At 38.7% G+C, this 14165-nt stretch carries 12 protein-coding genes and 1 pseudogene; 4 read left to right on the top strand and 9 right to left on the bottom strand.

Annotated elements, in window-relative coordinates:
* Nucleotides 1-2 precede the first annotated feature (2 nt).
* Entirely contained in the window at nt 3-461 is a 459-nt protein-coding gene (cueR, locus tag MN200_RS01160) for a Cu(I)-responsive transcriptional regulator (RefSeq protein WP_023187990.1), read from the top strand.
* Between the two features lie 133 nt (nt 462-594).
* The gene (locus tag MN200_RS01155; protein WP_023187991.1) at nt 595-2187 is read left to right on the top strand and encodes a hypothetical protein; all 1593 of its coding nucleotides are present in this window, start codon (nt 595-597) and stop codon (nt 2185-2187) included.
* Nucleotides 2188-2242: 55 nt separating this feature from the next.
* On the opposite strand, the pseudogene MN200_RS01150 reads toward MN200_RS01155, so the two are convergent.
* Nucleotides 2243-3115: pseudogene (locus tag MN200_RS01150) on the bottom strand (LysR substrate-binding domain-containing protein).
* A gap of 167 nt (nt 3116-3282) precedes the next feature.
* Here MN200_RS01150 and MN200_RS01145 point away from each other — a divergent pair.
* Both MN200_RS01145 and MN200_RS01140 read left to right on the top strand, forming a co-directional pair.
* Nucleotides 3283-3873 carry a pyridoxamine 5'-phosphate oxidase family protein gene (locus tag MN200_RS01145; RefSeq protein WP_023187992.1) on the top strand — a complete coding sequence of 197 codons (591 nt, stop codon included), beginning with the start codon at nt 3283-3285 and terminating at the stop codon, nt 3871-3873.
* A gap of 25 nt (nt 3874-3898) precedes the next feature.
* Nucleotides 3899-4771, top strand: a complete 873-nt coding sequence (locus tag MN200_RS01140) for a DMT family transporter (protein ID WP_023187993.1) — start codon at nt 3899-3901, stop codon at nt 4769-4771.
* Between the two features lie 64 nt (nt 4772-4835).
* On the opposite strand, the gene MN200_RS01135 is transcribed toward MN200_RS01140, so the two are convergent.
* From MN200_RS01135 to MN200_RS01100, 8 genes are all read right to left on the bottom strand, one after another.
* Nucleotides 4836-5024 carry a heavy-metal-associated domain-containing protein gene (locus MN200_RS01135; RefSeq protein WP_023187994.1) on the bottom strand — a complete coding sequence of 63 codons (189 nt, stop codon included), beginning with the start codon at nt 5022-5024 and terminating at the stop codon, nt 4836-4838.
* A gap of 94 nt (nt 5025-5118) precedes the next feature.
* Entirely contained in the window at nt 5119-6426 is a 1308-nt protein-coding gene (locus tag MN200_RS01130) for an MFS transporter (RefSeq protein ID WP_023187995.1), read from the bottom strand.
* 76 nt (nt 6427-6502) lie between these two features.
* The gene (locus MN200_RS01125; protein ID WP_023187996.1) at nt 6503-7192 is read right to left on the bottom strand and encodes a hypothetical protein; all 690 of its coding nucleotides are present in this window, start codon (nt 7190-7192) and stop codon (nt 6503-6505) included.
* 10 nt (nt 7193-7202) lie between these two features.
* Nucleotides 7203-7916, bottom strand: coding sequence for a HupE/UreJ family protein (locus MN200_RS01120; protein WP_023270952.1), 714 nt, complete (start codon nt 7914-7916; stop codon nt 7203-7205).
* 40 nt (nt 7917-7956) lie between these two features.
* Nucleotides 7957-8289 (bottom strand): hypothetical protein, encoded by a 333-nt coding sequence (locus MN200_RS01115; protein ID WP_023187998.1) that lies wholly within the window; start codon nt 8287-8289, stop codon nt 7957-7959.
* A gap of 12 nt (nt 8290-8301) precedes the next feature.
* On the bottom strand, nt 8302-11436 hold the full coding sequence (locus MN200_RS01110; RefSeq protein ID WP_242759929.1) for a CusA/CzcA family heavy metal efflux RND transporter: 3135 nt from the start codon (nt 11434-11436) through the stop codon (nt 8302-8304).
* 17 nt (nt 11437-11453) lie between these two features.
* A complete protein-coding gene (locus MN200_RS01105) occupies nt 11454-12923 on the bottom strand; it encodes an efflux RND transporter periplasmic adaptor subunit (protein ID WP_242759928.1) in 1470 nt (489 codons plus the stop codon).
* 13 nt (nt 12924-12936) lie between these two features.
* Complete coding sequence (locus tag MN200_RS01100; RefSeq protein ID WP_023270954.1) at nt 12937-14136, bottom strand: TolC family protein; 1200 nt, start codon at nt 14134-14136, stop codon at nt 12937-12939.
* Between the last annotated feature and the right edge of the window lie 29 nt (nt 14137-14165).

Here is a 14165-nt window from a genome sequence, read left to right as displayed (position 1 = left end):
TGATGAACATTGGTAAAGTCTCTAAAGCTTCAGGAGTTACCGCCAAGATGATTCGTTATTACGAGCAGATTGGCCTGATTCCCGCTGCTGGACGTAATAATGCAGGATATCGCTCTTACTCAGTAAATGATGTTGAACGTTTAAAGTTTATCAAACGAAGTCGTGAACTCGGTTTTTCAGTAGCGGAAATATCAGACCTACTCGATTTATGGAATAACCGCAGTAGACAGAGTGCTGATGTCAAACGCCTGGCTCAGGGTCATATTGAAAAGCTGGAAGAACGTATCAATGACCTACAGCAAATGGCGAATACTCTCAAGGACTTAATCGACTGCTGTGCTGGTGATAATAGACCTGATTGTCCGATTCTTGAAGGTTTGCAAGAGCCCCACAATGATATAAAGGACGTTCACCATCATAATGACCTGCTTTCCGTTTCACCTTTAACCCGAAAGAAATGACAAATAATGGGAGGTTATATCAATATAACCTCCTATGCCATACCTATAAAAATTCTTATAAATCAATATAGCTTATTGACTTCTAATATCAGTTCTTCAAAATCTAATTAATTAACTACATTTATGAATATATATGTCAAAAAGAACAAGAGATAATTTCACCCAAAGAACAATTGATGCACTACGTCGCAGAGTATCAAACTGTTGTTCAAACCCTGAATGCTATGTTCTAACAGTGGAGCCTCAAGCGACTGATCCAACAAAAGTAATTGATACAGGTGTAGCAGCACATATTTGTGCTGCATCTATCGGTGGTCCTCGCTATAAGGCAGAGATGACAACTGAAGAAAGAAAAGACATCAATAATGCAATTTGGCTTTGTGCACATTGCTCTATAAAAATAGATAGGGAACCAGAGGCTTATCCAGCCCCTTTATTGCACCATTGGAAGAAAGAAGCAGAACATAGAATAAAAATTAATTCAAACTCAAGGCTTTATACGCAGAATGAGGCAGACTACAAAGTTCATCGTACCTTATTACAAGGTATAGGAGTAAACCTATCTGATCGAATGCAGACTTCCATCTCAGAAGTAGCAAGAGCTGTAAAATCATATATTCATAAATTAGACCCACGGCTAGATGTGGAATACTCTTTTATCAATGGTTCTAACCACTTTGAGATCAATGTTAAAGAAGATACAGATGATCCTGTTATCATCAACTTTATTCCTATTGATCCATCTGAATATAATGAAAAATTTTCGGACTTAATAGATCATGGCCAAACTCTCTCATGTGATATTGCCAAGGTAACCACCAACTCATTAGGGCTAGACTCAATATTTCCCCAGAACCTAAAGGATGGCATCCTGATTATTGAGCCCAATAATAAAAGAACTGCCATTGTTGAGATACAGGATGAAGAGGGTGAAACGCTTATGAGTTTTGAAGATGAATTGATATTAGGAAAAGAAACCTTTTCCTTTTCCTCCATGAAATATAATCATCTTCTAAGTTTTAAAATCAATAAAATTCCATATTCTGGACAACCTATAAAGGATGGTTTTAATCTGGATTTAAACTTCCAGTTATGGGATAACAAAAACTTATCTAAATTACCTTACTTTGATCAAATTTTTAAATTTTATAAATCATTGTCAAATAGTAAAGAATTCAAAGCAATCATATATATAGATGGTTTAGAAGTATTCTCTTCAAGCACCTCAATTGGAAAAACTTATTTTTCCAGACTATTACCTTTACTATCATATACTTATTATTGCAGACTCATTTGTAATGTTCTTCATATCGAATTACCATTCAAAAGTGACATTACGTTTAGTATTGAAGAATACCGCGATGTTTTTGAAACTGCCAAAGCAATAAAAGCAGTTCAGATCAATAATAAATTTTCTTGTACTTTTACCTTGATTAGGGACTCTCTACTATCTATCAGCACCTTTATGGGAAGTAGTGAGATTATTATCCAACAGAATATAATTATAGAGCTCGACAATGTATTCAAAGAGAATATAAAGAAAGATGTTTTTATAAGACATACATTCACTAATCCAAATTTATCTGTAATTAATAATACTAAATCCAAGAAAAATTATACTTACAAAATCAAAGCAGATAACAAACACCATCTTGGTCGATATAAAAGGATGACCACATTAACTCCAATAACACCTGCAAATGAAAAAGAGGTTATGTCTATATGACCACATATATAACCAATAAAGTAAGAATATATAAGTCAATTACTTAAAGAGTTTTTTAATTAGTACCAAGATATTCTATACACCACTGCCAAATCTTGTTCACAGTAGTATTAGAGTGTGAGGATTTTTTCCGTACAAGATAATAACTTGGTTCAATGGTCATTATTTCCGAAACAACCTGTACCAGTTTTCCTGATTTAATCTCTTCATCTACAAAGGCTCGGCATGCTAACGCAATGCCTTGCCCTGACAAAGCAGCGTCTAATGCCAGAGTGGTTTGACTAAAAACAAGTCCAGATAACTTAACATTTGTATTTAGGAACTTGGGCCAGTTATCGTGAGCATCATGTAGAAGTGGCATTGATATTAATTGTTCAGGCTTTAAAGGAAGAGTTAAATCTTGGACAAGAAAAGGACTTGCCACAACAATCAGTTCCTGACGGAACAATAACTGCGCTTCCAAATTCTCTGGAAATGACTTTTTAGTAAGGCGTACAGCAATATCAACCTGATCCCGATCAAAATCTGATACAGCTTCAGTAGCTAATGTATGCAGCTTGATATCAGGCAATGATGTATGTAGTTTACCTAAAAGAGGGATCAACAACTTGGCAGCAATCGTCGGAGTTACACTAATGGTTACGCTATCAGGTTGATCCAAAATCGATTCCGTTTATTCTGTAAGAATATCAAAGGCATGAGTCATATTGACCAAGTAATTAGCTCCCTCTGGAGTCAAAGCCAGTCCTCTTGGAAGACGCTGAAATAGTGTAACCCCCAGATGTTCCTCCAATGCCCGGACCTGCTGAGCAATCGCACCTTGGGTAACTCCCAGTTCATCCGCAGCAGCACGGAAACTCAACTTCCGTCCTGCCGATTCAAAAGCACGCAAAGCATTTAAAGATGGGAGTTTCCGACGAGATAACATAGAACCAAATAGACAGTAGTTTTTCTACACTCTAATGCGTTTATTAATCGTGTGCAAGTCATTCAACTAGTTGAAATAATGTCCTAATAAAAGCAATTTTTATGCTGAGTCTTCCTTTAGAAAATAAAGTATAGGACTGGAAAATTATCCTGACTGAGGTGTCTGTTATGGCAAATGATCTTATTCAAATTAATACTTTGGCCTGGAAAGAACTTGAATTGGCAACTATCACCCCTGAATCAGGTTTCCGCTATATCAATCTATGCTCGGTAGATAAAGAGGATACGCCACAGGCCAGAATGGTCGTGCTAAGACATGTAAATCAATTAAAACGTATTCTTGAGATCCATACCGATATTCGCAGTCCAAAATGGAATGAACTCTTGGCAAACCCATCTACGACCATTCTGGGGTTTTGCTCAAAGACGCGTTTGCAGCTTCGCCTAAAAGGTATTGCCACACTTCATGCTTCTGGTACTGAAGTTGCTCAACAGGCATGGCAATCATTGAGTATATGGACACAGAGAACCTATACGGGTGGACCACCAGGAGATGAGTGTGCTTTTACCACTGGTTGCCACTCACTTCTAGAAACAGACAGTGATGAAAGACAAGATGGATATTCATGTTTTGGTGTTATTTCTGTCCAGATTGAGATTTTAGACTGGTTTCAATTGCAGCACCAAAACAACCAGCGTGCATATTTCACTTATGACAACGATGGAAATTTGATGAATAGCCATTGGATTAACCCCTAAACTGACTCAATAGGATACAGATAAGATGCTTCGCGCTTATGTCGCACTAGTTCTACTTGGAATCATTTGGGGAACAAATTTTATCTATATGAAATGGGCCACTATCCTTATTTCCCCCTCACAAACCGTATTCCTGCGAGTCCTATTTGGATTTCTTCCTCTTTTAGTGATTGCTATTTATACAAGGGCAATCAATCGCCAGCAATTACGTTATCTCCCTCATTTCACCGTGATGTCAGTATTGGCAACGACACTCTATTATTATGGGTTTGTCGCTGGAACAGCTCTTCTTCCCACCAGTATCGCTGGACTGCTTAGTGGCTCTATTCCCATTTTTACGTTCTTGGCTTCCATCATATTTCTTCGTGAGGAACAACCTACAAAGCGGATGACCCTTGGAATTATACTAGGATTCCTAGGCATCATCTTAAGTGCCAGACCATGGGAAAGCACACAGGAGATCCCTTTGATGGGTATCGTATGGATGATTGTTGGAACACTCAGTGTTGGATGTTCTTTTGTTTATGCCCGATATTTTCTTTCTCCCTTAAACTTACCTCCAGTGGCATTAGCAACATGGCAGTCAGGCATCGCAACACTTACATTGTTGCTTCTAACAGACTTTGACCATATTACTGCGATTACATCGGACATCCATACACTATGGGGGGTGATTATTGGCCTAGGGATGTTGGGAACGGGAGGTGCTTTCTTCATTTATTACTACATCATTCAAAAGCTTGGACCAGTAAAAGCTGCTGGGGCTACATATATTGCCCCAATTGTGGCTGTTATCATTGGCGCTATGATTGGAGAAAGTATAGGAGTAATTGAATTATTGGCATTAGTTTTGATTCTTGGAGGGGTGGTGTTAATTCAACTTCCCAAAAATACTTAAGTTTTAGCTTTTTATTGGAAATAAAAAGCGACTACTTTGAGTCGCTTTATTATTTTGTTCACTCTTAGCGAGGAGGAAAACCAGCCTCTGTTAAAGCCTCAACCACTTGTTGCTGAGTTGCAGTTGTTTCAACTTTCACACTGCGATTTGGAGGATCAGTAATTACCTTTGCATTAGCATCAACTGCTTGAATTGCTCTGGTGACACCACGGGCACAACCGCCACAGGTCATACCTTCAACATGAAATTCCATATTTATCTCCACTATTATTCAAGATTTATTTAATATAAACCTTGCCATAATTGTAAGGTCAAGTCTTACTAAAATTTAATTAAGTAAAAAGTAGTTATTTTGGCCATTTCTGGTGGTAATCATCAATTACATATTCATGAATATGGATTCCATTGACCAGATGTTGTTGCAAATGCTCATGTTCTGGTGGTAAATCATCATGATTATGAGCCAAATACATTTCGTCCTGAGCTGACCATACACGCATCGCAAGTATGAGTGAAATAACGGCAATTACTGCCATAGGTATAAAAGTCTGTAATGTTCCCACATTGGTACTCAACCACCCAACTAATGGATAAGTAATCAACCAGCACGCATGAGAAAACGCAAATTGTGCTGCAAATAAAGCTGTTCTATTTTCACTGGATGCTGATTTACGAATTAATCGCCCTGTTGGTGTTTGAGCCACTGAATAGCCCACACCTAAAATAAACCACAATGCCAATAACCAAGCATAGGAATGAATAAAATAGCCAGAGAACAAGCCAATGGTCAGTATGGTTGTACCTGTTAACATCACGGTTCTATCATTAAATTTATCAAGAACTTTAGGCAATATAAATGCTGAAAGCATAGAACCAAGACCAAATAGACCAAACGCCCAAGTTGTTGCATGTTCTGTCAGTTTAAAGGTTGATTGAACCAGTACCACTGTATTGACAATAACTACAGCACTTGCCGAAGCAATGGCTAGATTTAATGCAAGTAAGGCTTTCAATCGTGGAGTATTAAAATATATTTTTGCCCCCTGTTTGATTCGACTATATATACCTTTAAATTCAGGAATTTTTGCTACAGGTAGTTTTGCACTGACAACAAATAATGCTGAACCAATGAAGCCAATGACTGTACCTAAGAATAAATTGTTATAACTAATAACTGTCAATAACAGCCCTGCTAACATCGGGCTAATTATATTTTCTAAATCATAAGCTAGACGGGACAATGATAAGGCGTTGGTATAATCTTTTTCATCAGGCAATACATCTGGAATCGTTGCCTGAAATGTAGGGGTAAATGCTGCTGATGCGGATTGTAAAATAAAAATTAACAGGTAAATCTGCCAGATTTGGGTTACAAATGGTAAGCAAAGTGCTGTTAATGCCCGAATAATATCTAATCCAACCAAAACCTTTTTTCGGGGTAAACGTTCTGCAAAAGCTGAGGCAACAGGTGCGACGGCAATATAAGCAATCATTTTAATTGCCAGTGCAATACCGAGAACCTGTGCCGCTTTTTCGCCAGCCATATCATACGCAAGTAAAGCCAATGCAATCGTAATTAAGCCAGTACCAATTAATGCAATCACTTGTGCAAGAAATAGATGTCTATATGTTGTGTTTTTTAATACTGTAAACATTTTATCGGCTCTCCTAGTTCACCTGCTTTATCCATAGGACACTTAAGAGCATTGCCCTTAAATGTCCTTAAATAGATTAAAAAATCCGTTTTATTTCACTAAACTGTCCTTCAACTGTTAAAGTTACTGTGACAGATTCTTTGTTACGGTTTCGCCAGAACCAACCATGTTTACCGTCAAATGCAGCCGTTAAAGTCCCTGATTGCTGAGTTTCATTTCGACCTTTGCCATAACCATGATAAAAATCTTTCGGGGCATTCACTGGGTCTCCATGTGTATCAAAATTCAAACCACCACCTGATGTTTTCCAGTCGAAATTAACACTTGCACCTTTAGGCATTGCCAGTTTCACTTCTGTTGCCTGACCAGCCTTGAGGTCAATCGAAATAGATTCTTTGGTCACAGCAGGTATCATTTTGGCTGGTTCACTTTCATTTGAAACCTTTGTATTTGCTTCTGTTTGTCCTAGAGCTTGGGTTGCCTCTGAAACACTAGTATCTTGTCCAGAAATATCAAACTCTTCTGCAAAACCGCCAGTGTTTTCGCCCAATCCCTGTTCAGCTTCTTTGGCTAAAGACTGTTTAATTTCTCCCATCTCAACCAAACCAATGGCTTTTCCTATACCTGTTGGGTCGATACCATATTCAGCGGGCATCACACATGTCACTAATACAACTACCGCACTTATGGCTGCAATTACTGTTGATTTAATCAACTTTTTGGAAGATGGAAGTTGAATATTTTTTGGAATTTCAGTGTTGTACATAATTCAATCCTTATTGTGTGATAAAGCCAGTAAGCTGATAGCCGACCAATAAAAAACCAAGAAACATCAAAAAGACATTACTTTGATAAGCTGTTTTAAAGAAGTAAGGGGTTTTTCGCCACATGGTCATAAATAGCAAAATGATGCACAGTGCCATGAGCTGACCGAGTTCAACACCGACATTAAATGAAATTAAATTTGCCAATAGGCCATCTTTAGGGACTTCATATTCCTGAATTTTGACGGCTAAACCAAAACCATGTATCAGACCAAAAATTAAGGTTGCAATTTTGGTATTGGGTTGATACCCAAACCATCTTTGATAAGCACCCAAATTATCTAAGGCTTTATAAACAATAGAGAAACCAATGATTGCATCAATAATGTAGGCATTCATTGAGATGTTGTAGTACACACCAATCAGCATGGTGATTGAGTGACCAATGGCAAAAAGGCTGACATATAAGCCTATATCTTTTATTCGATATAGGAAGAAAATAATGCCAACGAGAAACAATAGGTGGTCGTATCCCGTGAGCATATGTTTCGCTCCCAAATAGATAAATGGGATGATATGGACACCGTAGATTTCCTGAATGTAACCTTTGTCACCTTCCGAAACACCATGCGCAAATAACATTGGGCTAAACAAGAATAGGCTTAATACTACTATCAGTTTTAAGCGGCTTCTTGATTTCACCCACTGCAAGAAAGAACTTGTCATATAAATTAAACTCCAAAAAATTAAATGATGAATTGATAATTCATTCATTTTTTGGCGGTTTAAAAATGCGACTCATCACTAAAAGGGTATAGTGTTTGATTCTGTCAATAATTTGAGAATTGAAAATCAGTACAATAAAACTAATATTTTGACCAACATCATAACCAACAAAATGTTCATGATAAGTATCTTGGTGGCTATGTATATGCGGTTGATTCACTTCATGTGGATGTGTTTCTGCATAAGGTGCGTTCTGAAATGAACTGATTTCAGTTACATGTGTATTAGAATGCAGGCACAATGCAAGACTAAGGATGCAGACAAGCCACATCATTGTTCCTTTAAACTTTTTATCTTGCACCATGCCTATCATTTCATTTCTTCCCTAAACCTGTTGCTCAGAGAAATTTTCTACTTCTGCTTTACGCTTGGCTCTTTGATTGAACCAGACATACAAGGTAGGCAGAATAATCAATGTAAGTAATGTGGAAGAAATAATCCCGCCAATAACTACAGTTGCGATTGGGCGTTGAACCTCTGAACCAATGCCGACATTTAACGCCATTGGAATAAATCCCAGAGAAGCAACCAGAGCCGTAATTAATACAGGTCTTAATCTTTCTAAAGCACCATGCTTTACCGCATCAACCAAACTTTGACCTTGAGCTTGCAAGCGTTGAATTGCGGTGACTAAGACCAATCCATTTAATACCGCCACACCTGAGAGGGCAATAAAGCCCACAGCAGCAGAGATTGAAAGTGGAATATCCCTTAATGCTAAAGCGATGACACCACCAGTTAATGCAAATGGCACACCAGTAAAGACCAATAAACTATTACGAATATTCCCTAATGCCATGTAAATCATGCTAAAGATTAATAACAATGCTACAGGTACAACCACCATCAAACGATTGGTAGCAGATTGCATCTGTTCAAATGTACCTCCCCAAGACATCCAGTAACCTTCTGGTAATTTGAATTGGGAATCGACTTTCGCTTGAGCTTCAGCAATATAACTACCTATATCTGTTCCACGCACATTCGCAGTGATAACAATTCGGCGTTTACCATTTTCACGAGAAATCTGGTTTGGCCCTTGAATGGTTTTTAGCTCAATCAAATCAGACAACAGTACATTTGAACCATCTGGCAACCGCATTGGAATTTGATAGAGTTTTTCCAGATTGCTCACCGAACTTTCCTCCATTCTGACGACAATGTCGAATTTTCTATCGCCTTCAAATACTTTGCCTGCGGTTTGTCCAGTGATCAAACTAGACACTTTATTTTGAACATCCTCCGCATCTAAACCATAATTAGCAATCATGTCCCTTTTAAGTTCAATCGAAACCATTGGCAAACCAGACATTTGCTCAACTTTTAAGTCGGCAGTTCCATTGACTGTTTCAAGAATATCTGCAACTTCATTGCCCAGCTCCAACAGTTGTTCCAAATCATCGCCTGAGATTTTTACAGCGACATCTGTACGAACACCAGAAATTAACTCATTAAAACGCATTTGAATTGGCTGAGTGAACTCGTAGTTATTGCCATAAACGCCTTTTGAAACTCGTTCAATTTCTGCCACGACATCAGCTTTTTCCTTATTTGGATTTGGCCATTCACTACGGGGTTTTAACATGACATAGTTATCTGCCACGTTTGGCGGTACAGGGTCAGTTGCTATCTCTGCCGTACCAATTTTGGCAAGAATGGTTTTGACCTCTGGAATCTTTTTAATCTCTCGTTCAAGTGCATATTGCATTTCGATTGCCTGAGTTAAAGACGTGCCAGGAATACGCAATGCGTGTAATGCCACATCCCCCTCATCCAGTGATGGAATAAACTCTGAACCAAGACGACTAGATAAGCTGGCACTAAAGACCAAGAAACCTGCGACAAAAGCAACCAGTACCATTCGATGATTAAGTGACCAGTTCAGAACAGGGTTATAAAACTTCTTAATGCCATGAATGATTTTAGATTCTTCATCTTTTACTTTGCCTGTAGTCACCAATGCAATCATGGCAGGAACAAAAGTAATCGAGAGAATCATTGCTGCAAGTAATGCCATCACCACTGTTGCTGCCATTGGCGTGAACATTTTTCCTTCAACACCTGTCAGTGTCATCACAGGTAGATAAACCAGAATAATAATGAGCTGACCATAAAGAATGGCTTTTCTGGATTCTTTGGTGGCATCAAATACTGTGGCAAATCGTTCCTGTCGAGTGAGTACTCTCCCTAACTCTTTCTGTTTTAAAGCAAGTTTTGCCAGAGATGCTTCTACAATCACCACAGCACCATCAACGATAATCCCGAAGTCCAATGCACCAAGACTCATGAGGTTGGCACTGATTTTCTGATTGACCATCCCTGTAATGGTCATCAACATGGATAATGGAATGACCATTGCAGTAATCAGTGCAGCACGGAAATGCCCCAGAAAGATAAATAGAACCACAATCACAAGGATTGCACCCTCTAACAGGTTCTTTTTAACTGTTTCAATCGTGGCATCAACCAGTGTAGTACGGTTATAAACCGCTTTTGCTTCAACACCTTCGGGTAGCGATTTTTGGACTTCCTGTAATTTTTGGTCTACAGCATGGGCAACATTACGGGAGTTCTCGCCAATCAACATGAATGCCGTACCCAGTACAATTTCCTGACCATTCTTGGTCGCTGCACCTGTACGCAATTCGTTTCCAATAGACACTTCTGCAACATCACTTAAACGCAGGATATAGCCGTTACTTGTGGTAATTGGAATATTTCTGATTTGCTCGATGGATGTAATTTGTGAATCCGAACGCAGAAGATATTGCTCACCATTTTTTTCAATATAACCAGAACCTTTGTTCATGCTATTTTTTGAAATGGCTTCAACAATCACCTGTTGGTCTAAGCCGATACTCCGCAGATAAGCATAATTAGGGCGTACCACAAATTGTTTTACATAGCCGCCAATGGTATTGATTTCATTGACGCCCTCAACATTTCGCAGTTGCGGCTTAATCACCCAGTCCTGCAATGTCCTTAAATCCGTAGCTGACATTGGATTTGGATTATTGGGTGCATTCTCAACAGTGTACATAAAGATTTCGCCAAGCCCTGTAGACACAGGTCCCATTGAAGTGGAAATACCACTTGGCAGACTTGGTACAACACCTTGAATCCTTTCATTCACCAATTGGCGGGCAAAATAAATATCTGTACCTTCTTTAAAGATAACAGTGACTTGTGATAATCCATATCTTGATACCGAACGCGTATAGTTAAGATTGGGGATACCTGCTAGGGCTGTTTCAATTGGAAAGGTCACCTGAGTTTCCATTTCCAGTGGCGAGAGTCCCTGAGCCTCGCTGTTAATTTGTACCTGAACATTGGTAATATCAGGGACTGCATCAATTGGCAGTTTGAAATAGTTATAGACACCAAATGCACCGATAAACAAAAATACAATCAATACCAACCAACGGTTCTTGATTGACAGTTTTACAATCTGGTCAAACATGTTCGCTACTCCTGCTTTTAATGGTCATGAGAAGCGCCAGATTTACCCAGCTCTGCTTTTATAAGATAAGAATTACCTGCTGCATATTTTTGTCCAACTTTTAAACCCGATTTGACTTCAACAAAGCCATTGAATTTTTCCCCCAATTCGAGTGGACGAACCTCAAAGTCATCACCAACACGAAGAAAAACTACATCCCAGTCACGATAGGTTTGTAGTGCATCTTCACGCACCACCATCGGTTTCATGGATTGACTTTCAAAGATTTGTGCTGAAATCAACTGACCTGAACGCCAGTTAAACTGATTGGGAATTTCAACAAAGGCTTGAGCGGTACGAGTTTTAGGGTCAATCACATCACTGATATATTTAATACGCCCCAGTGCTTCTTCTGAATCTGCTGTCTGTGACTTGATGGTGACTTTATTGCTTGCTTTCACCACATTCAATTGATCAGCAGGTATATTCACCACTGCCAAAAGCTGTGAGGTATTGGCAATTTTAAACATCGGGGTAGATGGATTAACATTTGTACCAATGGCACTGAGGATTTCCAACACTGTACCTGACATGCCAGCACGTACTTCAATCATTCCATTGCTAGAACCACCATATGAGCTAATCATGTTATTTAACTCATTGACACGGACCTGAGCATTATCAAATTCACGTTTGGCATTAATATAGTCAATTTCAGGGGAAACACGTTTTTGCCATAAAGCCCGTTCTTGCTCCATTTTTTTACGTGTAAATTGCAAGGTATCCTGAGCGATAGTACGTTCAGCATTTAGACGAATCACATCCTGACTTTGTACGGTTGCCAATAAGTCACCCTTACTGACCTTATCACCAATCGTACGATAGGTTTTAACCAGTGTGCCACTTGCTTTAGGGGTAATAAAACTCTCAAAATTGTCTGGAAATTTAAGTTCACCTTTAAGCTGTAAGCTATTTTCAAACATCATAGGCTGAACAGTTAATACTTCGAGTCCACTACTTTTTAGACTGGCATCAGGAATATTGGTACGACCCTCTTTGGTGTCCCACCTCCATGTATGCTTTTTACCTTGATATTCCACATTGATCATCATCAAAAATGAATGTGGTTCATAAATCACTTCATTTCCAATCAGATAGTCACTTTCAGGTACAAAGCTAATATTTTGTTCCGCATCAAGACGCTTGATGAAAATATTTGCAGTCAGTTCTTGAGGCTTTAAGGGCTTATCCTTGAAATAGCCATATACACGTAAATGAGGTTCAACACCTTCCTCAAAAATCTTAACTTCCGTAGAGAAATCGCCATCTCGATATAAACGTCCACCATGTTGGCCTTTTTCATCACCTGCAACTGCAACGCTTTCCTCTACCGTTTCACCTGAATTCGCCTTTGGTTTATTACCTGTCTTATACCAAGCAATCGCACACAGGATAATCAGTAATGCAACAACACCTGTTGCAATTAAAGTATTGGTGGTTTTATTCATGTTTGTGTTCCCCCTATTCCTGTTCTAAATTGGTGACGTAGTTTTTCTCAATCTCTGCAATTTGATTTTGCAAAGCCAACCACAGGTCATAACGGGCTAACTGTTTATCCAACCAAATTTGCTTATTACTATTAAATTCCAATAGGGAAGTCTTGCCTGCCTGATAGCCCAGTTCAGCAATACGTAAACTTTCATTGGCTGCGGGTAATACCGTGCTGTCATATTGCTTGATTGCATCAATCAGGTTTGAAATCTCAACCGATTTATTTTCCAATTCAATTTTAGCGTTACGATTTGCCCAGACAGATTGGGTTTCTGCATTGGCTTGGGTAGCTTGAGCAATGGCAATATTGCCTTTATTACGATTGAAGACAGCGAGGGGAATTGAGGTGGAAACTAAAAATACCTTGTCACTGGTTTCCTGATAATTTCGGACACCAACACCCAATGTAATATCAGGTACGGCCTCTCTTTTTGCCAATTCAAGTTGTGTTTTTGCCAACTGTGTTTTTAAGACACTTTCCTGTTCCAATAAACTGACACGATTGGAAAAGTTAATATCTAGAGGCACTTCAATGGCTTGATTTGGCAAATCAGGAAGATACTTAGAGCAGAGGTTTCTCTGATATTGAATCCTCTTTAACTCATTTTGATGACGTAAAGCTGATTCTGCTGACAATGCCGAACTTAACTGGACATCAGAGGGAATCACTCGACCGAATTTTAACTTTTCAGTGAGTACATTGACTTGTCGCTTATACAAACTACTTTCAGTTGAAAAAATTTCAGCACGCTGGGTTGCAACATACCAGTTTGACAGACAAGTCCTTAATTCTGATTTAAGTTCTGCCTGACGTTTTACAATCTCAAACTGATTATTGTTGCCCTGAAATCCTGCCAGTTGTTTACGTAACTGTAACTTATTATTTAAGGGAATATCTTGAGAAAGCCCAATCATGGTAGTAGGGCCATCAAGTTCTTTAAGCTTGGAATTTCCTAAATTATCCAGCTCCATATTAAAAGTTGGATTGTTCAATCGCCCAGCATATTGTTGATTGATATCATACGCAGACTGAGATTGTTGCAAACTCTTGAGAATTACATCATTTGCTAATACCTGTTGTTGTAGTCGGGCATAATCTTGCTCTGCAAAAGCAGGTGCTGCCATGACTACCAAACCACAGGTAAGAAATATCTGATAAATTTTAGACATGACTTTACCTATACAAAAAAAATGAAAAA

The organism is Acinetobacter sp. LUNF3 (assembly GCF_022699605.1).
Taxonomy (GTDB): Bacteria; Pseudomonadota; Gammaproteobacteria; order Pseudomonadales; family Moraxellaceae; genus Acinetobacter; species Acinetobacter johnsonii.
Note: the sequence above shows the minus strand (reverse complement) of the source record. Positions and strands in the feature narration are given on the sequence as shown.